Source organism: Senimuribacter intestinalis (assembly GCF_943192965.1).
Taxonomy (GTDB): domain Bacteria; phylum Bacillota; class Clostridia; order Peptostreptococcales; family Anaerovoracaceae; genus Senimuribacter; species Senimuribacter intestinalis.
In genome coordinates this window covers 183794-206248 of sequence record NZ_CALPCF010000003.1, presented here as the reverse complement: position 1 = coordinate 206248, position 22455 = coordinate 183794, and the positions used below count along the sequence as shown (strand labels likewise).

Sequence of the window (22455 nt, the reverse complement as noted above, 5' to 3'; positions counted from 1 at the left end):
CTCCTTTCGGTTCTATCACGACTTACAGAATGGACAACGTGCCTATTCTGTAAATTGGAAGACTTGTTTGGTGTATAAGTCAGTCAGTTTGATGGCGCCTCTGACATCTTCCTTGGAGATGATGGAGCTCTGACTGTGTGGAAATCTGTCAACAACGGAAATGCCGCAGACACGAACACCCATGCCACTCATGTTGATGCTGCTGGCGTCTGTGCCGCCTCTGTCCATGACGTCGCGCTGATATTTGATATCGTTTTCTTCGCAGCATGCGATCATAGAGTCGACCAGATATTCGTCCAGCATCGCTGATGGATTGCCCACACTGACGCCGATTCCTTCGCCTACAGCGTTTGCGCCGGTTAGGTCAGTTGGGTAGAAGTGATCCGGCGTTACATCGACAGAAATACCGATGTCCGGCTTGATTCTTTCAGCAGAAACGATCGCACCGCGGCAGCCGACTTCTTCCTGTACCGTAAAGACATAGTAAATATCATTGGGACCGGTGCCGTCGTTTTTCTTTAAAGCCTCAATCAGAATGTAACAGCCGACCCGGTTGTCGAAGGATTTGGCCGTAATTCGTTCGTTTTTCAACTCGTAGTAGTTCCCGATAAAGCCGCAGTAGTCACCGACCTTGACATATTTTTCGGTTTCTTCTTTGGACGTGCAGCCGATGTCTATGTATAGTTTATCTAAATCATTTTTGGCATCCCAGATCATGCCTTCGCAGCCAACTACACCGACAGTGCCGTTCTGGAAGACCACTTTGTCGTTGAAGAGGGCGCCTGCCCAGACAAAACCGACATGGCATACTTTGATGCGACCGTCGCCTTCGATCTTTTTCACCTGCAGACCGATTTCGTCCATATGGGCAGCCAGCATGATTTTTTTCTTGTCAGGATGTTCTTTTCCGTATTTGACAGCGATTAAATTACCTACCGCATCTGTCAACATTTCATCACAGTGACCTTCAATTTCTCTCTTGATGATGGCGCGGATATTTTTTTCGCGGCCTGCTACGCCCCAGGCCTGGGTCAGTTCTTTTAACAGTTCCATTATTTTTCAGTTCCTTTCGCAAGTAAGCTTGCCTTTTCTACCCAGCGGGTCTGATTCATCAGCGGATGGTGCAGTTTGATGGCGTCCTTCGGACATTCCATGACGCAGCAGCCGCAGTACCAGCACTCGTCGGCGTAAGCAACTTCAGGATGTGCGCCTTTTTCTGCCGCCGGGATTAAAACGTCCATCTGGCATGCTTCCATGCAAAGACCGCAGCCGATGCACTTTTCTGTATCAAAGGTGAGAGGTACAGCAGGAGGCGTCTTTCTAATGGTAAATTCTTTCATCGGTTTCATTCGCAGCAGCCTCCTTTCTTTTCCTCAATATAATCTTGATTGTGTTTTTCGTAGTTTTCCTTGATGTTGCCTGCATAATCCAGCGGTACTTCTCTGCGAACTACTTTTTCGCCGTCCTGACTGATTACGATGAACGGTGCTTTTTCTTTGCCGTCATCGTCGGAGCGGAAGAATTCCAGCTTTTCGCAGGTTTGATGTCTTGCCAGACAAGCCTGCAGAATCATCTGAGATACAGTGAGGATATCGAATACTTCCAGCAGTCTCGTCAGTTCATGCGGGTTTGCAGCGTAAGCATTTGGAACGAATTCCTTTTCGTATCTTGCAAGAAGTTCCACACCAGACTCAAGGAGTTCATCACGCTTGATTTCACCGCAGTAATTCTGCATCGCTTTTGCGGTGGCCTCGTTGAGTTCTTTCCAGCTGATGCCTGTTTCCGGATCTGCGTAAAGGGGAGCGTAAACTCGTTCGATTTCTGCGTCAATCTGCGGCTGGTAAGGGGATACCTGTTCTTTGCCCTCTGCAAAGGCGGCAGCCTTTCTGCCTGCATAGCTTCCTGTAGAAGCGGCGTGACCGAAGCAGTTGGAAGAGTACAGGCTGTCGCCTGCCACAAAGAGTCCTTCGATGTTAGTCATCAGATTCCAGTCGTTCATGAAACCACCAGGCATACCGAAGAGCTGCCGTTCCTGCGGCAGGAACTCTGCACTGGTCCAGCCTACGCCGTAGCACTGCAGCACGTGCTTCTCAGGATCGAATCCAGCTTCTGTGAAATTTTTATAGACCGGTACGTTGGTCTTGCCTTCCTGCCCGACCATCATGCCCCAGATGACTTTTCTCTCAAGTTCCGGCATGGAGGAAAGATCTGCATAGAAAGGAAGCTTATAGCCCATTTCTTTCAATTTATCATATGGAAGGGTTTCCGGTCCGTCATATTCATATTTCGCCTGCTCGATATTGCCGCCCTTCATAAAGTAGTGCTGTCCTTCGGCAGGGTAGAATCTGGATTTGACATCCTTTAAGATATTGCCGTCTCTGTCTGCGTATGGGATTTCTTTTCCCTCTGCATCGATGAGAGAAGCCGGATACCAGGTGTTGTGGTTGTTGCCTGCGCTGTACGGCGGGAAGGAACGTCCTGCGGAGGAAAACTCTGCGCGAACGGATTTTTCCATCATATTGAATTCCGCACCTGCGCGCCAGCCCATGGCGTGACCGTCACCGATGGTTGTCATCGGGCGGAATTCACAAAGACCTGGATGGGCTGATGAAAACAGCCAGACTCTTGCCGGTCTTGACATGGTGATGATGCTGGCCTTGCCGGAGAAAACATAGAATTCGCCGGTTCTGGTGTGAATGCCGGTAGCGCCGATACATTTTGCACCGACTTTGCCGCCTTCTGTCAAAAGGGAAGTGACCATGACGCGATCCACAATTTTGACGCCCAGTCTCTTCAACTCTTTTTCCATAGCTGGTTTAAAAGTAGTACCCCAGATACGGATGGTAAATTTATTCTTATAATCGTAGGCAAACATCAGCTTGGTCTTCTCATCGCGGAAGTCGGCTCCTGCGAATTCGTCCTCTGTGTCTCTGATTTTGCCTCCCATTTCTTCAATTTCCTGCAGATGGTCCCAGCCTTCTCTACATTCTATGTAATGGGAAATAGCGTTGTTGTAGCCGTCATTATCGTCCAGCATAGCTTCAACCAGTTCTTCCGGTGTAACTCCGGAGCACGGATTGGTTGCTGCGGACTCCCAATGGTCACAGCCGCTGCCGCCTGCACCGCTGCGCTTTGTTGCGCCTTTTTCTACGAGAATGACGCTTTTGCCTTTTCTCGCCGCCGAAATCGCTGCCATACAGCCTGCGATACCGCCGCCCAGCACCAGCACATCAGCTTCCATATGGGTGGTTTTGCCGACCTGTGATGGATAGGGCCACCTTTGATTGGTAGTCATTGGCGTTCCTCCTTTATTTTTGATTGATTCTTTGTTTGCAACACCATATTATCAAATTTTAAAAAAATTTGCAATATAAATTTTGCAAATTTATTGACGAATTTTACAAAATGAGTTAAAATGTCGATAAAAGAAAATTGGTATTATACAAAACCTAAATGAAAAAGACGGAGGAAACAGTATGTATAAGTACGTAATCAAAAGGCTATTACTCACCATCCCCGTTCTGTTTGGTGCCACGTTCCTGGTGTTTACTATTATGTATTTGACACCGGGCGATCCGGGATCGCTGATTCTGGGGATGACCGCCAAACAGGCAGACATTGACGCGCTTAATCATGCCCTCGGTGCAGATCAGCCATTCTTTACACAGTTTTTTAACTATATAAAGGATATTGTTACCGAGTTTGATTTCGGCATTTCTTACAGAACCCGCATGCCGGTGTTCAATGAGATTTTGGCAAGATTTCCTGCGACCTTCTGGCTCACTTTGTGGTCCTGCCTTCTGGGCGCGGTCATCGGCATTATCCTCGGTGTGATTTCTGCCGTAAAGCAGTATTCGGTACTGGACAATGTGCTGACGACGACTTCCATGGTGCTTTCCGCAGTTCCGGGATTTTGGCTGGCGCTGATGCTGATGCTGATCTTTTCCTTAAAGTTGGGGCTTTTGCCATCCAACGGACTGGATTCCTGGCAGGGCTATATTCTGCCGGTGATTACCCTGAGTTTGTCCAACATCGCAGCGGATATTCGTTTGACGCGTTCCACCATGCTGGAAACCATTCGCATGGATTATATCAGAACGGCAAAATCCAAAGGGGCACCGTCTAAAATCGTCATTTTCCGTCATGCACTGAAAAATGCACTGCTGCCGGTTTTGACCTCGATTGGTATGGGTTTTGGTGCAAGCCTTGGCGGCGCAGTCATCATCGAAACCGTATTTGGTGTACCGGGTGTTGGTCAGCTGATGGTGACGGCAATTCGTCAAAAGGATACGCCGACTGTCATGGCAGCGACACTGTTTTTGGCAGTTCTGTTCTGTCTGATTATGCTGATCGTCGATTTGCTCTACGCATATATAGATCCAAGGCTAAAGGCTAAGTATAAGAGTTAATCAGGAGGGAACTTACATATGAACAAGAAAACATCGAAAAAGAACAGCCAGGTGAAAGAAATCTGGCGTAGATTCAAAAAAAGTAAGACTGCTATGCTGGGCCTTGTACTTCTGGTTTTTATTTTGCTGATTGCAATCTTTGCAGATTTGATTGTTCCGTATCAGGAAGCAATTACCCAAGATCCTGCCAACAGACTGCAGGGACCAAGCGCTGAACACTGGTTTGGCACCGATGAAATTGGTAGAGATCTCTTTGCCCGTATTGTCCACGGTTCCAGATATTCTCTGCTCATCGGCATTTCTACCAGTATCTTTGCCCTGCTCATCGGTGGACTGCTTGGTGCAGCAGCAGGCTATTACGGCAAAACGGTCGATAATGTGATTATGCGTCTTGTGGACGTAGTGATGACGGTTCCGCCGATTCTGCTGTCGCTGGCTGTTGTAGCGGCGCTGGGTGCGAATCTTAGAAATCTGCTCATTGCCATTACCATATCCTGTGTGCCGAGCATGGTACGTATGGTGCGTTCTGTGGTGCTGACTGTCATTGACAACGATTATATTGAAGCAGCAAGGTCTTATGGCGGTTCTGACCTGCGTATTATTTTAAAATATGTGATTCCAAATGCGCTGGGACCAATCATTGTAACGACGACCATGAACGTTTCCAGCATGATTTTATCCGCTTCCGGACTTTCTTTCCTGGGCATGGGCGTACAGCCGCCTGCGCCAGAGTGGGGGGCACTGCTCTCTGATGCGAGACAGTATATGTTTAACGCGCCGTATCTTTTGTATATTCCGGGTATCTTCATCGTCCTGGCAGCACTGTGCTTTAACCTTGCCGGTGACGGGCTGAGAGATGCGCTGGATCCAAAGCTGAAAGACTAGGAGGAATAAAAGATGAAAGAAAAATTCTTACAGGTGCAGGACCTGGAAGTGATCTATAAGACGGATTTGGAAACAGTTTATGCAGTCAACAACATCTCCTTTGATTTGGATAAAGGAGAAACCCTGGGGTTGGTGGGAGAAACCGGCGCAGGAAAAACGACGACGGCACTTTCCATTCTCCGCCTGCTGCCGGAGCGTACGGCGCAGATTACAAATGGCAGCATTGAACTAGAGGGTAGAAACGTACTGGAACTTTCCGAGAAGGAAATGCAGAAAATCCGCGGCGAGAAGGTATCTATGATTTTCCAGGATCCAATGACGGCGCTGAATCCGGTTTTGACTGTAGGGGATCAGATTGCAGAGTCTCTGCAGCTCCATGATGATCAGGGCAGAAGTAAGGAAGTGATTGATGCTCGAGTGGAAGAAGTACTGGAGCTGGTTGGCATTCCAGCTGCCAGAAAAAAAGATTATCCGCACCAGTTCTCCGGTGGGATGAAACAACGTGTTGTCATCGCGATTGCCCTTGCCTGCAATCCGGGACTGCTCATCGCAGACGAGCCGACTACAGCCCTGGATGTAACCATTCAGGCGCAGGTACTGGCTATGATGCAGGAACTGAAGGAAAAGCTGGATACGGCGATGATAATGATCACCCATGACCTTGGGATTGTCGCACAGACCTGTGATAAGGTGGCTGTTATGTATGCTGGTGAAATCATCGAGTATGGTACAGTGGAAGACATTTTTACAGGAGACGCACATCATCCGTATACGGTAGGGTTGTTCGGATCAATTCCAAGCCTGGAAGGAGACGAAGAAAGACTGCACCCAATCGACGGTATGATGCCTGATCCGACCGACTTGCCAAGCGGCTGCTATTTCTCACCGAGATGTCCAAAGTGCACGGAACAGTGCAGAGAAGTTCATCCAGAAGAAGCTGTTTCCGGCACGCACAAAATTAGATGCCATCTTTTTGAGAACCTAGCGAAGGAGGTATAACCGTGGGAAAACCGTTAATAGAATTACAAAACCTCAAGAAGTATTTTGATATATCCAAAGGGGTACAGCTTCATGCGGTGGACGGCGTTACGCTGTCTATCAACGAAGGGGAAACCTTGGGCGTTGTAGGCGAATCCGGATGCGGAAAGTCCACGCTGGGAAGAACTGTTCTGAAGCTCCATGCGCCGACCGACGGTAAAATTATCTTTGATGGAAACGATATTACGGATTATAAGCATAAACAGATTCATAAAATCAGGCAGGATATGCAGATGATTTTCCAGGATCCGTATTCTAGTCTGAATCCACGTATGAGTGTGCAGGAGTTGATTGCAGAACCACTGATTATTAACAAAGCCTGCGGAAGCAGAGCGGAAGTTTTTGATAAGGTTTCTGAGCTGATGGAAACCGTAGGCCTTGCGGAACGTCTTTCCGGCGCATATCCGCATGAACTGGACGGCGGTCGCCGCCAGAGAATCGGTGTGGCAAGAGCCCTAGCGCTAAATCCGAAGTTTATCGTCTGTGATGAACCGGTTTCCGCGTTGGACGTATCCATTCAGGCACAGATTTTGAACCTTTTGATGGATCTGCAGGACGAACGAAACTTGACCTATATGTTCATTACCCATGACCTTTCTGTTGTACGTCACATCTCCGACCAGATTGCTGTTATGTATCTGGGTCAGTGCGTGGAGTTGGCTCCGTCTAAGGAACTGTTCAAAAACCCGATTCATCCGTACACAAAGGCGTTGCTGTCTGCGATTCCGGTGCCTAGCATCGAGATGAAGGGGAAGAAAATCGAAGTTATCAAGGGTGAAGTTTCCAATCCGATTAATCCGAAACCGGGCTGTCGTTTTGCGAACAGATGCCCGTTTGCAAGTGATGAATGCCGCGCTGCTGATATTCCGTTTGAGGAAAGAGAGCCGGGACATTTTGTTGCATGCTGTAAAGCGTAAAGTACTTGCCGTATTTGACAAAGGTTGTGCAGAATTTGGAATTATTTCTGGTTTTGCACAGCTCTTTGTTGGTTATGTTGTGTAAAACCAATGGAAAAATATGAAATTGCACAACTTCCACGTTATTAAGCCCAATGTTAGTAAAGATTTCTGAAGATAGTTGTGCAACGGATATTCTTTTTCTATAGATTGCACAACTTTTTCTTTGAAAAGAGAACTGTTGTAGTTCAAGTTGTGTAAAATTGGGATAAATCTAGGGATTCTACACAACCTTGTCGATGATGAGTTGTGCAATTAACCAGAGAAAGAAGGGTTTTACACAACCGATGAAAGAGGAGGAAACAGCAATGAATTTAGATGATAAAGTAAAAGCCTTGAAGGAACATCAAAAAAAGCTGAAGGCATACAATCATGCTGCCAGCCTTCTGTTCTATGATGCTTCTACATCCATGCCGGCGGGTGCGGCAGAGTCTATGAGTGCAACGACAGGTGTGCTCAGCGGGGAAATTTACAGTCTGACTGTGAATCCGGAGTTTAAGACTTTATTAGAGGATTTGTATGGACAGCGGCAGGAACTGGATTTTCAGACGCGCCGTGAAGTTGAGGAGCTTAACGAGGAGCAGGTGAAGATGGCGAAGGTTCCAAAGGAAGAGGTTGTCGCCATGGAGGAAGCGCAGACCAAAGCGAATCACTACTGGGAAGTGGCGAAGAAGAACAATGACTTTTCGATTTTCGCGCCGCATCTTGAGAAGCTGATTGCAATGAAAAAACGCTACGCGGGGTATATCAACCCGGACGGTGGTGTATATGATACGTTGCTTAACGAGTTTGAAAAAGGCATGACCAAAGCACAGATGGATTCTTTCTTTGACGCACTGCGGGAAAAATTGGTGCCGCTGATTCAGGCGGTAGGCGCGGTGCAGCAGCCGGACACCTCATTCCTGACAGGACCTTTTGATCTAGAAGCACAGAAGGAACTGTCAGAATATGTGATGGATGTGATGGGAATTGACAAAGAACGCTGCATCCTGCGGGAGACTGAACATCCTTTTACGATTGAGTTTTCTAAGAATGATGTGCGTATTACGACCAAATATCTGGAAGAGGATTTGACTAGTAATTTGTACAGCGTCATTCATGAAAGCGGTCATGGTATGTATGAATTGTCGATAGACGATGCACTGCAGTTTTCAGTACTGGGAGCAGGAGCTACCACGGCAATCCATGAGTCGCAGTCCCGCCTTTGGGAAAACTACATCGGGCGCAGTTTGCCGTTTTGTCAGTTGATTTTTCCAAAGGTGAAGGAATTGTTTCCTGCGCAGATGAAGGATGTGACAGCTGAAGCGTTTTATCGGGCTGTCAATGTGGCAAAACCATCTTTGATACGTACTGACGCAGATGAACTGACCTATGCGCTCCACGTTATGGTGCGTTATGAAATTGAAAAGCGGATGTTCGACGGCACGCTTTCCGTCAGCGAACTGCCTGCAGAATGGAATCGTTTATATAAGGAATATCTGGGCATCGATGTGCCGGATGATACTCGCGGCGTGTTGCAAGATGCGCACTGGGCAGGCGGCGCCTTTGGATACTTCCCGAGCTACGCTTTGGGAACAGCCTATTCCGCACAGATTTACGCGGTGCTGCGTGAGGCTGTCGATGTGGATGCTTGTTGCGAAAAAGGCGACTTCGTACCGGTGCGTCAGTGGCTGACTGAAAAAATCTATCGTCACGGCATGCTGTACACAGCGGATGAACTGATTCAGATGACCTGCGGAAAGCCATTTAATCCGGCTTATTATATAGATTATCTGGAAAAGAAGTTTAAAAATTTATATGCGTTATAGGATTGTTGTCCTGTAAAATAACTGGTTCATGCGCTCCGGGGGAATCCTTGGGGCGTATGGGCTTTTTTGAGGTTTTTTTCTATGGTTTCCTGTCTTTGATGATGCACTGCTTTTTTAACTTAAACCTCGATTTTTCTAAAAAAATGTATAAGAAGATAACTCGTCTAAGGGGGCTGCCTTGCGTAGAATGTAAGACATTAGGAAAATTTCTTTGAAACTTGCGCCAGATGCAAGTTTTGAGAATGAATTTGGTTGAAACCGCAGCTAAACTATTGCTAAAGTGCGATGAAAACCGAGTTGACAGATGCGGCATGGAATCTTCTTATACATTTTTTAAAAGAAATTCTATTTTAGGTTAAGGATACGGTGCCAATATCAGTTGACATACTTTCATCGCTGGTGTATACTGTAGCTACAATCATATCGAATATCGATACGATATTCGATATGATGAGATGGGACTGAGAAAGGAATTATGAAATCATGCCGCGGGAAAAATTTAAAACCTTAACGGAACAGATGTATTATGTACTCCTTGCGCTCCAGCAGGAACTTTGCGGCGTTGACGTAATGGAGGCTGTCAGAGTGATGACTGACGGACGCGTTCGCCTGGGACCGGGCACATTGTACGCGCTTCTTGGTGATTTTCAAAAAGAAGGTCTGATTGAAGAGACCACAGGCAAAGTGGCAGGGGGAAAGCGAAGCTATCGTATGACAGAGGAAGGAAAGAAGCGGCTCTTGCAGGAGCATCAGCGGCATCAGCTGCTGGTTTCGGATTTTGAAAAGTATTACGAGGAGGAGAGGTGAGAAGATGAAACTGAAAGACATGAACACCATGACAGTACGTTTTGCCTGTGAATATAATGAACTGGACGCACTGGCAGAATTTCTTGAGAAAAAAGCGGCTGAGGGCTGGCAGCTGACTAGCAAGACGGGCGTAAGTTTGGGCTTTCGCAGGAGTGCGCTGCGGAAAGTCAGAGTCAGTGTAGAACTGGTTTATTCCGATGACAATGACTACGACAACGCAAGATTTATCGAGTACTGTGAATCAGCTGGCTGGCGGCATATGTTCAGCGATGGGAAGATTCAGATTTTTGAAACTGATGATTTAGATGCAACGCCTATTCATACAGATTCGGCATTGAAGCTTGCGGCAGTTCACCGCAAAGCAAAGAAGATGAATCTCTGGCTTCCGGTTATCGCTTTATTTTTTTCTTGCCTTTGGATGAAGCATTTCAGATTGAACTTTGATTATGGTACTTTAATGAGCAGCAGAGAAATTCTTGCTGTATTCGGTATGCCGTTTCTTATGCTGGTGCTTGTGCTGTTGGCAGGCAGTTATCTGCATTGGTATTTAAAGGCTAAAAAAGCTGTCGCGGACGGTCAGTCTCCGGATTATAGGAAGAAACGGCTGAATCGAATCTTGGATAAGGTTATACTGCTGTATATTTTCGGCGGCATTTGGGGCGCACAGCTTTTGGACGCCTATTTCAGCGGAAAGCGAACGGAGATGATAACAACGTTGGCGCTGTTTGCGGTGATTCTGCTATTTATCATACTGTTTCCTTTTTTTAGCGCTAGATTTGGCAAAGCGAGGAAGGGGAATTACGGAACTTATTTATTGATTGGAATTGGATTGGCGGTGCTGACTTCGGCAGTGACTGGTGTAATTATAGAAACCGCAGAGAGTGGCGAATATGTGCAGGTTGACGGTAGTTACCAAATGGTTTCCCTGGATGAATTGCCGCTTACGATGGAAGATTTGGGCATCGAAACGGCAGCCTATGCGGACCGGTACTGCGACAGAGGTGGAACGCCATTTATTCGGTATATGGAATGCGACGATTTTTCGAACAATGAAGAAAATTACTTTCTTTCATATAGAGTCTATGTTGGAAATGCCAGGAAGCTTGTGCAGTGGATGATAGAATCGCGGAAGGAATTCATGGAATTTTCCGAGATAGAAGATGAGGGATTTCATGGGGGAAAGACTTATATTTCCGTTGGTGAAGGCGGCAGCAAAGAGAATAAGTGGATTCTTCAATATGGTGACAGAGCGATTTGGATAAATACGAATATACCGCTCAGCGACAGTCAGAAAAAAATAATCCGCGAGAAGCTGCTGGCAGTAAAATGATAAAATACGGGGCGTCTGTTTTTCGGCAATGGTTTGCCTTTGCAGACGCCCTGCGGCTTTTAAAACTTTGGCTATTTCAGGTTTTCAGGGTTGAGACCTTTCAGTTCCGGAAGAACAAAGAGCCCGTCTTTGCGCACGAGGACGTCGTCCAGCCAGATTTCGCCGCCGCCGTATTCCGGACGCTGAATCATGACTAAATCCCAGTGAACGGAGGAGTCGTTGCCGTTTGGAGCGTCTTCGTAGCACATACCCGGCGTCAGATGGAAGCTGCCGGCGATTTTTTCATCGAACAGGGTATCTTTCATCGGATGCAGCACGTAAGGGTTGACGCCAAAGGCAAATTCTCCGAAATATCTTGCACCTTCATCGGTGTCCAAAAGCTGATTGATTCGCTCGGTGTTGTTGGCGGACGCATTGACGATGCGACCTTTTTCGATGTCGAAACGAATGTTTTCGAAGGTAAAGCCCTGCTCCTGACTGACGGTATTGTAAGTGATATAGCCGTTCATGGAGTCCTTGACAGGCGCAGTATAGACTTCGCCGTCAGGAATATTGGCTTTGCCGTCGCATTTGACCGCGCCGATGCCCTTGATAGAAAATTCCAAATCTGTATCAGGTCCTTTGATGTGGACTTTGTCGGTTTTGTTTAGCAGTTCTACCAGCGGATTCATGGCTTTACTCATCTTTGCATAGTCCAGCGTGCAGACATTGTAGAAAAACTCCGAAAAAGCTTCCTGGCTGGTGCCCGCAAGCTGTGCCATCGCGGCGTTTGGATATCTGAGAATACACCATTTAGTTTTGTTGACTCGGTAGTCCTGCAAAGGCTGCATAAGTTTGCTGTGCAGATTCAGTTTTTCGGAAGGTACATCCGCCATTTCGGAGGCGTTATCACCGCCGCGCACCGCGATAAAAGCGTCCATGCCTTTCATCTGGTGAAGCAGATAGTCGTTTTTAAATTTGACCTGTTCTTCGCTGCATTCCAACAGAAGTTCACGGTTGATTTCGCTATCGGTAATTGCGATAAAGGGTCTGCCGCCGGCTTTGTAGGTGCTGCGAATCAGCTCCTTGATCAAAGGCTTGCAAGCAGCGCCTTCATAGTCGATTAAAATATTTTCGTCTGGTTTTATATCGCAGGAATAATTGATCAGCAAATCTGCCAATTTTTTGTCTCTTGGATCCATCGGGATACCTCCTTGTTTTTTTGTTTCTTCGATATATTATAGCCGAAACCCCTTGTAATTAAAAGGAGATTAGCGTAAAATAAAACTACTTATGACATAAAGGAGCATATAATGATCAGCTATTTCTTTGTGAACCCGGTTGCGGGTCAGGGGAAAGGGATTGAACGATTTATTGCGGATATTAAAGCCTCAGCGGAGGCTTTGTCTATGCAGTATGAGATATATATTACAAAGGCAGAGGGTGACGGTGAGACTGCTGCTCGCCGAATTTCGCAGGAATTGCAGGGGAAAGAAGCTAGATTTTACGCTTGTGGCGGAGACGGCACTTTGAATGAGGTAATCAACGGCAGTTTTGGATTTGACAATATTGCAGTAGGTTGTGTGCCTATCGGAACGGGCAATGATTTTGTGCGTAATTTTCCTGAAGCGGGAAGCTTTCTCGACCTCAAGGCACAGTTTGAGGGGGCGGATACACAGGTGGATTTGATGCGATATAGCGGCGTGATTGCCGGAAAAGCGCAAACGCGGTACTGCGCTAACATGTTTAATATCGGTTTTGACTGCAACGTGGCAGAACTGGCTGGACGGCTGAAGAAGAAACCGATGATTTCGGGCAGTCTTGCGTATCTTTTGGCAGTGCTTGGCATGTTCATCAAAAAGAAGGGGATTTGTCTGCATCTAACAGAACGCGATGCCGTGCATATCGATGGTGAAGTGCTGCTTTGCGCAATTGCCAACGGAAGTTTTTGCGGTGGCGGTTTGAAAACATCGCCGCAGTCAGCATTGACGGATGGCGTCTTTGATTTGAATATCATTCACGATGTATCTCGACTGAATTTTCTAAAACTGTTTCCTAGCTATATGAAGGGTAATCATTTAGAAATTCCAGGGATTGAAGAGGTTATAACGGTGAAACAGTGTACTGCCTTAAAGATTTCGCCTATGGCGCAAAATTTTATTCTTTGTGCAGATGGAGAGATTCAGGTTGCGGGAGAAGTGGAATTTTCTATCGTGCCTAATGGACTGCGGTTCATTGTGCCGAAGGCTGCAATGGTTTTTGCATCGTCACGACAAACGCACGAAAAAGCTTTCAGAAATTGAACATTGACAAATTCTTGGATATTTTGTATTTTTGTCAATAAATGCGCGTTAAAATACCGATTTGTTCATATTTTACGCTCTAATATTGACAAGATTGACAAACTCTTGATTTTTTGTCAATTTAGTCAATGTTTTTGCCCTAAAACCTTGACAAAATTGACAGATTTTCTGGATTTTGTCAATTCTGACAAAGTTGAAGGGATTTAAGAGCGCTTTTGACCTGCTGCACTGATGGTTTATTGACAAAAATACACGGGGTGAAAGAAATTTGTCAATGTTAGCTGGCATAGAACGTTTTTGTGCGTTTGCCGTGTTTGCATCGTAGAATTTAGTTGAAACTTAAATGGATTTATGATAGAATAAATAAGCTGTTTTGGAGAGTTGTCAGAGTGGTCGATCGTGCAGCACTCGAAATGCTGTGTCCTTAACCGGACCCAGGGTTCGAATCCCTGACTCTCCGCCAAGTGTTATAAAAGCGCGCCGCAGGCGCGCTTTTTTCGTGGAAATCAGAGTCAGGGATTCGAAGCCGAAAGGTCGAAATTGTAAAGGATGATGGGAAAGGCTTCTACTGCACAGAGCATATTGAGCTTGCTAAAGAATGGGCTTGTAGCGAGAATGTAGACGGCTTTGCTAATCGGTATGAAATCGATCTTTCTGATTTAGCGATTCTGAACCTTTCTTCGAATGATTTCACAATACTAAACTGGCTTGCCATTTTGATGCTTCATCGGAAAGCAAGACTATCAACCCCTCTTGCAAGACGAGAAAAAGACTATTTGATTCAAAATTTTCTTCCGGAGTTCCAATCCTATGATGTCATTATAGGATATCGTGCAGATGACTCTTACTTTTCGTTTGCCCGCTCTTTTGTGAGCAATGAGATATCGCTGAAGCAGTTAGGTTATGCCATGAAACTCGGAAAGCTCGGTGAGCAGTTTGTTTTAAAATCTCAAAAAGCATTTGAAAGCATCCGTTTTCTTAATTATGAGATTGCGGATAATACTCTTTATTATGCAAGGCGTAAAGTGAGAGATAATAAGGCGAGAGACGCCTACAACAAAGAATTGGAAAATGAGGATTTGGATGGGATTTTCATGCGAGATATTATACGAAAGGAGATAAAGCCAAATGATCCACGCTTACACTGAACAGTATTTGCATGACGCTATGATCAATTTAGGCGAAGCCTTTGACTATGCCGTAAATGCCTGCAAAATGAAAGCTGATGCTTTTATGGAACTGTTCATTGCCAGCGGTTATGCAGATAAGTTTGGCAAAGGTAATCCAAAGGTTATATCAGGATTTTCAGGAACCGAACTTGTTATGGAGGTCTGTTTAAAATCTGGGATTGCTATAAACTTCCCGGAGGCGCAAATTGAATACGCCGCATCGGCTGAATACTGGAGTGGTTGGATACTTGCTTTTTACCAGTGGTACACGGATCAGTCGTTTAAAGACATACACGCAAATATCTCAATGATTGAGGTGCTGAAGATGTACTCCACGCACCATGAAGCGGCAGAAGAAAAGTTTTTATATACCGTAAACGCTATATTACGGCGAAAAAAGCAAACAACAAAGCTACAGGCTCAGAGGAAAACATGCGGGTACTCACAAAGAGAACTTGCCGAAAAGTCAGGTGTTAATCTGCGCACACTGCAACAGTATGAACTTGGCACGAAGGAGATTGGGAAAGCGTCTGTACGGGCGGTTGCCTCCCTTGCTAATGCGTTGGGCTGCAGAGTGGAGAATCTACTGGAAACTGTTGCTATATCAGAAGAGTAACGGTGTAACATAAATTGAGATAAAAGCAAATGACAGGCTGGCTTATTTCAAATTGGATTAACAAATTGAAATAAAGGAGTTTAAAGCGAGGGCCCTTCGCAGTTTACCTTTAAAACATCTAATTCCCTAAAAAAATTCGAATGTTATGGGAATGAAAACACAGCATAAGAAAGCACCTATCGTAGTCAATAGGTGCTTTTTTCGTGAAATGAAATTTATTTATAAACCGTATAGTTATAGTCAATCGCGTTGGTATAGAGGGAAATCGCATAGCGGACAACCCTATTGTCGGAAAGACACAGTGAATCGGTCGCCTCCAAAAGATTATCAAGGGGAGATACGCAGAGCCATTCGGCTTGTTCCTCTGTAGGTACGGAGATAGACATGGTTACATTGAGATGGCTGATGTTAAGTCCGTAGTCTTTTTCTATGATTTCGTAAAGAGGCCTGTCTTTTAAAGCAAAAATGTCAAGATCCGTAAGCAGCTCTTTGTTCAGATAAACAGACTGAATTGTAAACGGCTTGCCGTTATAGTATCGTAAAATATTGATATAGTATGTTTTTTCTTCCTGTTCGTACTGGAAAATCTGTTGCAGCTTATCAGAAGCAGATAGTGTATCAAAAGAGATGATTTTTGACGTAATATTAGGGTCATCGTCGGAAAGTCCGAAAGAATAAATTGGAGAATCGGAATGCATTTGCATTTCCTTTTGAGATACATAAAGTCCCTGATAAGGACGACGTTCTATGACGCCTTCTGCTATGAGATGGTCGATAGCCTTTCTGACTGTGACACGACTAACGTTAAAATGTTCTATAAACCAACTCTCAAAGGGCAGACGGTCACCTGCCATGAGCTCTTCATCTTCGATATGTTTCTTAATCCTAGCTGCGATTTGCAGATATAGGGGTAAAGTAGTACGCCCTTTAGCCATAAATTTTCCTCCTGAGTATGTCCTATTATAGTCGATTATAATACAAATAAGAGAAAAATGCAAGAGACAATTCTTTTGAAGTGTATTATAAATGTATTAAAAAATGATTAAAAATGTATTGACAAGAATTCGGAAGTGGTATATACTTTGTATTACAAATTCTTTGAAAATTGTAACACATAAACTGAGAAGCGAAGAAGGAGATCATTATGACAATTAGACTTTCAGACATGATGAAAGGCACGCTGAACTGTGCAAGAAATGCGTGCCCTATTACCGAAGGCGAATCTGTGCTGCTGATTGCAGATACCACAACGGATTCTTTAATCGTAGATGCATATAGAATTGCTTACGAATCGGAGGGAGGGTATGTAACAGCAATTACGATTCCGGCGGCAGGAGTCGGCTGCTGCTCCAGTGAAATCACCAACAATACCCTTTGCGGTCCGTATCCGGAGGTGCTGATAGAGGCAATGAAAGCTGCTGATTTGTGTATTAATCTAAGTGGATATGCCGATATGCACGGAATTTACGGCACAGGATTCAGTAAATACGGACTGCATCCGACAGATTTTTGGTGCAAATATCATACGAGAATGCTCAGCGTGGCTATTTCTAATAAAGAAGCGCTGACAAGCGATTGGGCAACCTATCCGAACGATTTGCTTAAATATTTGAATTTCAAGGCTCATGAGCATCTTTTAAATGCCATCGGCGGTGACCCGGATCATGCAGTTATGCACATTACTGATTTGCAGGGAACAGATATTACCATAAAAGGTTTTAAAATGTGTACAAAGGGAGAAATCAAGAACGAAAACGGAAAGGATCCGATTAATACCTTTGGAACGGAGCAGGTAGGCATGATTCCTTACGAACCAAAGCCTAATGGCGCCAATGCAGAAGGTGTAATCGTAGCGACATCTATTCATACCGGTTATGTGCCTGAAATGAAAGCCTTCGTGAAAGGCGGACGCATTGTAGCAATGGAGGGCGGCGGCGCAGTCGCAAAAGAATGGATGAGAGATTTTGAGAAAGGAAAAAATGCCAGTGCAGAGGGCAGATGCACGACCTTTGGGGTATCTCCGGGACCTGGAATTAACTGGATAGAAGAAATTATGTACGGTGTACATCCTCGTGCGTTCAGATTGGGTTATAAATATCGATATCAGGGTTCTGAAACTTTCCAGGCATGGGTTGGCGGTACCAGACGTTCCGGCGTACTGCACTTTGGAATCGGCGGCGGTAAAGATGAGTGGTATAGACACAGAGATATGGAAGTGTTCTTCCCAACACTGACTGTAAATGGGGAAGTTTTAATTAAAGACGGACGCTTAATGATTTTGGACGATCCGGAGGTAATTAAAGAGGCAGCAAAGTACGGAGATCCGGATGTACTGCTGCAGGAAAAATGGATACCGGAAATGCCACCCCTTGACTAAAATTTCAAAGAAAAAGGAGGTCCAAGAATATGGCAAAAGAAGATGCCAGATATACGGGGAGCTTTTTTAACAGCTATACCAATACGAGAATGAAGCTATACAGGCACTGCGTGCCGCTGGACAATGACGCCGAAAAGATTGCAGAAATCTATGGGTATTCTTTGGAAGAAGTGGAAAGGATTTTTTCGGAAATGGATCGGATATTACAAGACGAAGTCGAGTTGTTGAAAGAGGAGTTTGGCGAGAAGCTTTATGAAAAACTTAAAAATCGTCCAGCCAGCTTTGTTTTTATTGGAGATCAGATGACTAGCGAATGTTTGAGCTACTATAATATTCTGAAGCGGCTTTTCGCAGAGTTTCCGGAAATAAAGCTTTCTATTGCAGGAAATACGGGGGATACCTCTAATCAGTCGCTGCAATACATTTACGGTCTTGCAGTGTCTCAGGAACCTACGGTTACTTCTATTTTGATTGGAACCAATGACGCCTTTTGCGGTAAAGATGCTTTCGTGAAGACGATTTCCTCCAGAGAAGAGTTTAGAGATAACGTGGACTACCTCACTAAGGTTATGCTTCACACTGGGAGCAAGGTGATTTTAAACACTTTGCCTCCAGTGGAGCAAAAAGCGGCGGAACATGCATATGCGCATATGAACTGGACAATCAGTAATGACGAAATTGAGATTAGGAACAGACTGATTTATCAGATTGCAGAAAAAAATCAGTGTGCACTCAATGATATTGCAGCTGTTTTGCGTGAGATAGAAAAACCTGTAGTTTTAGATGGGAATGGAGTTTTACTGACAGAAAAAGCGCAATTTGCCATTGCAAGAGGCTTTATAAAGGTGCTGCTGGCACAGCTTTGAAGGAGGTGAAAGTGTGAAACAGATTGGAAATGTCAGCGACTATTATGACGCATATACCAATATCCGATTTAAAAGCTACGACCAGGGGGTTATGTGGATGGAAGATAATATTCCACTTCTGGCCAAGGGCTTTGATTATACCGAAAAAGAAATTGAGGATATTATCAGCGCGCTTAAATTCCAGGTAGATGAAATGGCGGAAACTGTAAGGTCAGAATATGGAGAGAGAATGGAGAAGGTTCTGACTGAAAAAAATTTTCGCTTTGCGATTATCGGCTGCTCCTTTTCATCGGAATATTTGAGCTATGTCAATGTAGTGACAGATTTACTGCGCCGGTATTATCCGCAAATTGAGGTTATCGACGCAGCAGTAACTGCCGAGACTGTGCCGCAAACCATGGCACACCTTTATAACCGGGTGCTGAGGTATAAGCCGGATTTGTGCTCGATTTATATGGGCATTAACGATATGCGAAGAAACCGGGACGTCTATACAAAGAATAATGTGAGTCCGAGAGAATTTGCAAGAGATATGAATTACATTATCGATATGGTGAAACAATACGACAGTCAGGTGATTCTCCACACCCTAACTCCGTGTAACATTCCTGCGCAGGAAAGAGGAGTGCGTGATAAAAGATGGACCTACAGAATTGATGACTGGGATGTTTTTAACGGCGTTATCAGAGAAATTGCAGAAGTGAAAAACTGTGTATTGAACGACCAAACGGAGAATTTAAAAGCTTTTGAGGGCGATGTGAATATTCCAGAAAACGGATTGCATTTGACAAAAGAGGCGCAGGAATTTCTTGCAAAGCATTTTATGAAAGTTCTACTGGACACAGTGGAAACCATGTTTGGAGAAAGATAAAAAGAGGAAAGAATCATGAAGAAAATATTAGCGGCAATATTGACCCTTACTTTGATTTTAGGACTTTCTGCGTGCAGCGGCGGTTCTGATGAACCGGCTGGCTCAGATGGTGAAGCAAAAGCGATGGAAATTACTATTGCAACTCCGCATCCGAATAACGAAAAAGATCCTGTCTACATATACTGCAAAACATTTGCGGATTTAGTGACAGAAAAGACAGAAGGAAGAATCACATTTGATATTCAAGGTGACAGTGTTTTGGGTGATGATGTGGAAATTGCAGAAGGACTGACCCTGGGCACTTTAGATATGGGAATTACTTCAAACGCGGCAATCAGTGGGTACGATCCTGCCCACCAGCTGTATGCACTGCCGTTCCTCTTTGACGATGATGAACAGGCAAATGCTTTCATTGACAGTGATATTGCAGCAGAAATGAATCAGGGTCTGGAGAGCAAAGGAATGAAGGTGATGAGTATATTGGACGGAGGATTCCGCCAGTCTCTGAACACGAAGAAGACGATTAAGGCAATGGCTGATTTCAAGGGAATGAAGTGGAGAGTTCCGCCGATGGATTTGTTTACAGATACTTTTAATGCCCTTGGTGCCAATGCAACACCGATGGGTGGGGCTGAGGTGTTTACAGGTCTGCAGCAGGGTACCATAGACGGCTGTGAGTTTCCGGTTTCTTCCATCTATTCCATGCAGCTTTATACCGCAGCGAAGTACATCGATATGACCAATCACATGTTTGCAGCATGGTATATGTGTACCAGTGATGACTTGTGGAATAAATTGTCTGCTGAAGAGCAAGAAATTTTTTCTGAAGCAGCAAAAGCGGCTAATGAGGCTTCAAGAAAAGCACAGATGGAATCTGTGGAATCTCAGCTTGCTGAAATTGAAAAAGCTGGCGCAGTAGTAAACCGTGATGTAAATACAGAGGAAATGCGTAAAGCAGTGCAGCCGATTTTGGACAGCTATCGCGATAAAATTGGCGCTGAGCTCTATGACAAGGCTATGGACTATGTCGATTCACTGAGAAAGTAGGCGCTGCCGGAAAGGACGGAGACTATGTTAAAGGGATTAAATAAAATCAGTAACGTAGTAAATGAGGCGTGCAAAGCAGTTTGTGCAGTAATGATGGCATATCTTGCCATCGTTTGCACCCTGCAGGTGATATTCCGCCGATTCTTAAATAATTCCCTCACATGGAGTGAGGAAACCATGCGATATGTATTTGTGTGGATGATTCTTCTTGCCACGGCTGTGACAGTAAAAGAGGGCAGTGGAGCGGCTATTGACCTTCTAAAAAAGAGGCTGAAAAGTGAAAAGCAGATTGCGCTGCAGGAGACAATTATTTTCATATTAACAGGAGTGACTGCAGCTATTTTGACAAAGTATGGCATTACTTATGCGGCATCTGCCGCAGGATTAACCAGTACGGCGGTACATCTTCCTATGAGTCTGGTTTATGGGGCGATTCCAGTAGGAAGCATTTTGACACTGCTTCACTGTGTTGATGGGGCAGCCACTGGCATCGCAAAGCTTTGCGGAAAGGCGGGTGCATAAATATGGGCGCAATTTTAATTATTTCTCTATTAGTTTTGATGTTAATCGGTATGCCGATTGCCTATGCCCTTGTGCTTTGCAGTGGAATTACACTGGTGAGTACCGACTTTGCTGATTTAATCATTATGGTACAGAGAATGTTTGGAGGTCTTGACAGTTTCCCGATTCTTGCCTGTCCATTGTTCATTTTGGCAGGATATATTATGGAGGGCAGCAGTATGTCGCAGCGCCTTGTAGACTGGGCGTCCTGTGTATGCGGACGTACCAGAGGCGGTGTAGGTACCGTTACAATTGTAGCGTGTGCGATTTTTGCGGCACTAACAGGTTCCGGACCTGCAACTGTTGCGGCTATCGGAACGATTATGTATCCGGCGCTAATTGACGCAGGATATCCGAAAAATTCTTCTGCGGCGCTGGTTGCTGCCGGAGGGGCTTTAGGACCGGTTATTCCGCCGAGTATTGTGATGATTATTTACGGGACAACCATGGGAGTCAGTGTGCCGGATATGTTTACAGGAGCAATTGTTCCAGGCGTACTCATGGCTGTTGCACTGATTGCAGCAAACAATTTAATGGCGAGAAGATGGGGAATAGAGGTCAGCGATAAAAAGTATACGGCAAGGGAAGTGCTTGGCTATACATGGAAGGCTGCAGGAACTTTGTTTATGCCTGTGCTGGTACTTGGCGGTATTTATAAAGGCATTTTTACTGCAACGGAAGCGGCGGCGATTGCATGTGCGTACAGTCTTTTGATTTCAATTTGTTATAAAAGCATGACCTTTAAAAAGCTCTTTGAGATTTTGAAAAAATCCGCTACAGTTTCGGCGATGGGACTACTGATCGTAGGCTCAGCTAACGTATTTGGCTGGCTTCTTGCAGCAGGAAAAATTCCGGCAACTATTACGACATTTTTGGTGCCGTTGCTACATACCAAAGTACTATACATGGCAGTGCTTCTAATTCTGCTTTTTATCATCGGTACTTTGATGGAAACCAGCGCTTCTGTTGTTATTTTGGCACCGATTATCGTGCCGACAGGACTTGCTCTCGGATTTGATCCGCTCCATTTGGGATTGGTCTTTGTAATTGCGCTGGTAGTTGGTTATATTACGCCTCCTTTTGGGGTCAACTTGTTTACTGTTTGCTCGACGACGGGAGAAAGTTATGTAGACGTGGTAAAAGGGCTGGTTCCGTATATTTTGACGGTAATTGCGGCGGTGATTTTGATTGCTGCATTTCCAGTACTGACCACAGTGCTGCTATAATATAGTTTGTTGAGATAAAACCCGGTTTGCGAGAAGCAGACCGGGTTTTCTTATGGAATTAAAGTGTCAGTATTATTTGGGTTGTGCTGAAAAAACATGATATAATAAAAGTGTTTCTATTTTTCGAAAAAGCATGAGGGCCTCCAAAATGACTTTTCAATAAAAAGAAATGTTGAATTACTGGGGTATTTGATTTATCATAGGAAA

At 44.9% G+C, this 22455-nt stretch carries 21 protein-coding genes and 1 tRNA gene; 17 read left to right on the top strand and 5 right to left on the bottom strand.

All coding sequences use genetic code 11. The annotated features are described in order from the left end of the window. Nucleotides 1-42: 42 nt before the first annotated feature. The 3 genes from NFR88_RS04385 to NFR88_RS04375 are packed head-to-tail and all read right to left on the bottom strand — an operon-like array spanning nt 43 to nt 3295. Entirely contained in the window at nt 43-1053 is a 1011-nt protein-coding gene (locus tag NFR88_RS04385; protein ID WP_251613768.1) for a M42 family metallopeptidase, read from the bottom strand. Further along, on the bottom strand, nt 1053-1349 hold the full coding sequence (locus NFR88_RS04380) for a 4Fe-4S dicluster domain-containing protein (RefSeq protein WP_160201512.1): 297 nt from the start codon (nt 1347-1349) through the stop codon (nt 1053-1055). Before NFR88_RS04380 ends, NFR88_RS04385 begins: the two co-directional genes overlap by 1 nt. Next, nucleotides 1346-3295, bottom strand: a complete 1950-nt coding sequence (locus NFR88_RS04375) for an FAD-dependent oxidoreductase (protein ID WP_251613765.1) — start codon at nt 3293-3295, stop codon at nt 1346-1348. The genes NFR88_RS04380 and NFR88_RS04375 overlap by 4 nt, the downstream gene beginning before the upstream one ends. Before the next feature lie 181 nt (nt 3296-3476). Between NFR88_RS04375 and NFR88_RS04370 the strand changes: the two genes are divergently transcribed. The 7 genes from NFR88_RS04370 to NFR88_RS04340 all read left to right on the top strand — a co-directional run bounded on the left by NFR88_RS04370 (nt 3477) and on the right by NFR88_RS04340 (nt 11233). Then, on the top strand, nt 3477-4409 hold the full coding sequence (locus tag NFR88_RS04370; protein ID WP_160201514.1) for an ABC transporter permease: 933 nt from the start codon (nt 3477-3479) through the stop codon (nt 4407-4409). An 18-nt stretch (nt 4410-4427) separates the two neighbouring features. Beyond that, a complete protein-coding gene (locus NFR88_RS04365; protein WP_160201515.1) occupies nt 4428-5294 on the top strand; it encodes an ABC transporter permease in 867 nt (288 codons plus the stop codon). Between the two features lie 12 nt (nt 5295-5306). Continuing rightward, entirely contained in the window at nt 5307-6293 is a 987-nt protein-coding gene (locus NFR88_RS04360; RefSeq protein ID WP_251613762.1) for an ABC transporter ATP-binding protein, read from the top strand. Nucleotides 6294-6295: 2 nt separating this feature from the next. After that, nucleotides 6296-7249, top strand: coding sequence for an oligopeptide/dipeptide ABC transporter ATP-binding protein (locus NFR88_RS04355; protein WP_160201517.1), 954 nt, complete (start codon nt 6296-6298; stop codon nt 7247-7249). 347 nt (nt 7250-7596) lie between these two features. After that, complete coding sequence (locus NFR88_RS04350) at nt 7597-9096, top strand: carboxypeptidase M32 (protein ID WP_251613759.1); 1500 nt, start codon at nt 7597-7599, stop codon at nt 9094-9096. A gap of 483 nt (nt 9097-9579) precedes the next feature. Continuing rightward, nucleotides 9580-9903, top strand: a complete 324-nt coding sequence (locus tag NFR88_RS04345) for a PadR family transcriptional regulator (protein WP_160201519.1) — start codon at nt 9580-9582, stop codon at nt 9901-9903. 4 nt (nt 9904-9907) lie between these two features. Beyond that, nucleotides 9908-11233: a DUF2812 domain-containing protein gene (locus tag NFR88_RS04340; RefSeq protein ID WP_251613757.1), complete on the top strand. Its 1326-nt coding sequence runs from the start codon at nt 9908-9910 to the stop codon at nt 11231-11233. Nucleotides 11234-11304: 71 nt separating this feature from the next. Here NFR88_RS04340 and NFR88_RS04335 read toward each other — a convergent pair whose 3' ends face one another. After that, nucleotides 11305-12414: an aminopeptidase gene (locus tag NFR88_RS04335; protein WP_161907678.1), complete on the bottom strand. Its 1110-nt coding sequence runs from the start codon at nt 12412-12414 to the stop codon at nt 11305-11307. 111 nt (nt 12415-12525) lie between these two features. Between NFR88_RS04335 and NFR88_RS04330 the strand changes: the two genes are divergently transcribed. The 4 genes from NFR88_RS04330 (at nt 12526) to NFR88_RS04315 (ending at nt 15300) form a co-directional block, all read left to right on the top strand. Beyond that, entirely contained in the window at nt 12526-13515 is a 990-nt protein-coding gene (locus tag NFR88_RS04330; RefSeq protein ID WP_251613754.1) for a diacylglycerol/lipid kinase family protein, read from the top strand. A gap of 375 nt (nt 13516-13890) precedes the next feature. Then, nucleotides 13891-13978, top strand: a tRNA-Ser gene (locus NFR88_RS04325). A 55-nt stretch (nt 13979-14033) separates the two neighbouring features. Then, the gene (locus tag NFR88_RS04320) at nt 14034-14663 is read left to right on the top strand and encodes a DUF3990 domain-containing protein (protein ID WP_285813814.1); all 630 of its coding nucleotides are present in this window, start codon (nt 14034-14036) and stop codon (nt 14661-14663) included. After that, nucleotides 14644-15300: a helix-turn-helix domain-containing protein gene (locus NFR88_RS04315; RefSeq protein WP_251613750.1), complete on the top strand. Its 657-nt coding sequence runs from the start codon at nt 14644-14646 to the stop codon at nt 15298-15300. The genes NFR88_RS04320 and NFR88_RS04315 overlap by 20 nt, the downstream gene beginning before the upstream one ends. 215 nt (nt 15301-15515) lie before the next feature. On the opposite strand, the gene NFR88_RS04310 is transcribed toward NFR88_RS04315, so the two are convergent. Beyond that, the gene (locus tag NFR88_RS04310; RefSeq protein WP_160201524.1) at nt 15516-16235 is read right to left on the bottom strand and encodes a GntR family transcriptional regulator; all 720 of its coding nucleotides are present in this window, start codon (nt 16233-16235) and stop codon (nt 15516-15518) included. Nucleotides 16236-16444: 209 nt separating this feature from the next. On the opposite strand from NFR88_RS04310, the gene NFR88_RS04305 reads away from it, so the two are divergent. From NFR88_RS04305 to NFR88_RS04280, 6 genes are read left to right on the top strand one after another with little or no spacing between them, the layout of a single operon-like run. Further along, complete coding sequence (locus tag NFR88_RS04305; protein WP_160201525.1) at nt 16445-17677, top strand: 2,5-dihydroxypyridine 5,6-dioxygenase NicX family protein; 1233 nt, start codon at nt 16445-16447, stop codon at nt 17675-17677. Nucleotides 17678-17706: 29 nt separating this feature from the next. Continuing rightward, nucleotides 17707-18543 (top strand): SGNH/GDSL hydrolase family protein, encoded by an 837-nt coding sequence (locus NFR88_RS04300; RefSeq protein WP_160201526.1) that lies wholly within the window; start codon nt 17707-17709, stop codon nt 18541-18543. 13 nt (nt 18544-18556) lie between these two features. Further along, on the top strand, nt 18557-19414 hold the full coding sequence (locus tag NFR88_RS04295) for an SGNH/GDSL hydrolase family protein (RefSeq protein WP_160201527.1): 858 nt from the start codon (nt 18557-18559) through the stop codon (nt 19412-19414). 15 nt (nt 19415-19429) lie between these two features. Continuing rightward, a complete protein-coding gene (locus NFR88_RS04290) occupies nt 19430-20461 on the top strand; it encodes a TRAP transporter substrate-binding protein (protein WP_251613747.1) in 1032 nt (343 codons plus the stop codon). Nucleotides 20462-20485: 24 nt separating this feature from the next. Continuing rightward, nucleotides 20486-20983, top strand: a complete 498-nt coding sequence (locus NFR88_RS04285) for a TRAP transporter small permease (RefSeq protein WP_251613744.1) — start codon at nt 20486-20488, stop codon at nt 20981-20983. Between the two features lie 2 nt (nt 20984-20985). Continuing rightward, on the top strand, nt 20986-22248 hold the full coding sequence (locus NFR88_RS04280; RefSeq protein WP_251613741.1) for a TRAP transporter large permease: 1263 nt from the start codon (nt 20986-20988) through the stop codon (nt 22246-22248). The last annotated feature ends 207 nt before the right edge of the window (nt 22249-22455 follow it).

Excerpts from the sequence above, each read along its gene's own strand:
- NFR88_RS04330 (WP_251613754.1), top strand. The coding sequence starts at position 12,526 with ATGATCAGCTATTTCTTTGTGAACCCGGTTGCGGGTCAGGGGAAAGGG.
- NFR88_RS04280 (WP_251613741.1), top strand. The coding sequence starts at position 20,986 with ATGGGCGCAATTTTAATTATTTCTCTATTAGTTTTGATGTTAATCGGT.
- NFR88_RS04380 (WP_160201512.1), bottom strand. The coding sequence starts at position 1,349 with ATGAAACCGATGAAAGAATTTACCATTAGAAAGACGCCTCCTGCTGTA.
- NFR88_RS04345 (WP_160201519.1), top strand. The coding sequence starts at position 9,580 with ATGCCGCGGGAAAAATTTAAAACCTTAACGGAACAGATGTATTATGTA.
- NFR88_RS04315 (WP_251613750.1), top strand. The coding sequence starts at position 14,644 with ATGATCCACGCTTACACTGAACAGTATTTGCATGACGCTATGATCAAT.
- NFR88_RS04285 (WP_251613744.1), top strand. The coding sequence starts at position 20,486 with ATGTTAAAGGGATTAAATAAAATCAGTAACGTAGTAAATGAGGCGTGC.
- NFR88_RS04365 (WP_160201515.1), top strand. The coding sequence starts at position 4,428 with ATGAACAAGAAAACATCGAAAAAGAACAGCCAGGTGAAAGAAATCTGG.
- NFR88_RS04340 (WP_251613757.1), top strand. The coding sequence starts at position 9,908 with ATGAAACTGAAAGACATGAACACCATGACAGTACGTTTTGCCTGTGAA.
- NFR88_RS04370 (WP_160201514.1), top strand. The coding sequence starts at position 3,477 with ATGTATAAGTACGTAATCAAAAGGCTATTACTCACCATCCCCGTTCTG.
- NFR88_RS04360 (WP_251613762.1), top strand. The coding sequence starts at position 5,307 with ATGAAAGAAAAATTCTTACAGGTGCAGGACCTGGAAGTGATCTATAAG.
- NFR88_RS04335 (WP_161907678.1), bottom strand. The coding sequence starts at position 12,414 with ATGGATCCAAGAGACAAAAAATTGGCAGATTTGCTGATCAATTATTCC.
- NFR88_RS04310 (WP_160201524.1), bottom strand. The coding sequence starts at position 16,235 with ATGGCTAAAGGGCGTACTACTTTACCCCTATATCTGCAAATCGCAGCT.
- NFR88_RS04350 (WP_251613759.1), top strand. The coding sequence starts at position 7,597 with ATGAATTTAGATGATAAAGTAAAAGCCTTGAAGGAACATCAAAAAAAG.
- NFR88_RS04300 (WP_160201526.1), top strand. The coding sequence starts at position 17,707 with ATGGCAAAAGAAGATGCCAGATATACGGGGAGCTTTTTTAACAGCTAT.
- NFR88_RS04385 (WP_251613768.1), bottom strand. The coding sequence starts at position 1,053 with ATGGAACTGTTAAAAGAACTGACCCAGGCCTGGGGCGTAGCAGGCCGC.
- NFR88_RS04290 (WP_251613747.1), top strand. The coding sequence starts at position 19,430 with ATGAAGAAAATATTAGCGGCAATATTGACCCTTACTTTGATTTTAGGA.
- NFR88_RS04375 (WP_251613765.1), bottom strand. The coding sequence starts at position 3,295 with ATGACTACCAATCAAAGGTGGCCCTATCCATCACAGGTCGGCAAAACC.
- NFR88_RS04305 (WP_160201525.1), top strand. The coding sequence starts at position 16,445 with ATGACAATTAGACTTTCAGACATGATGAAAGGCACGCTGAACTGTGCA.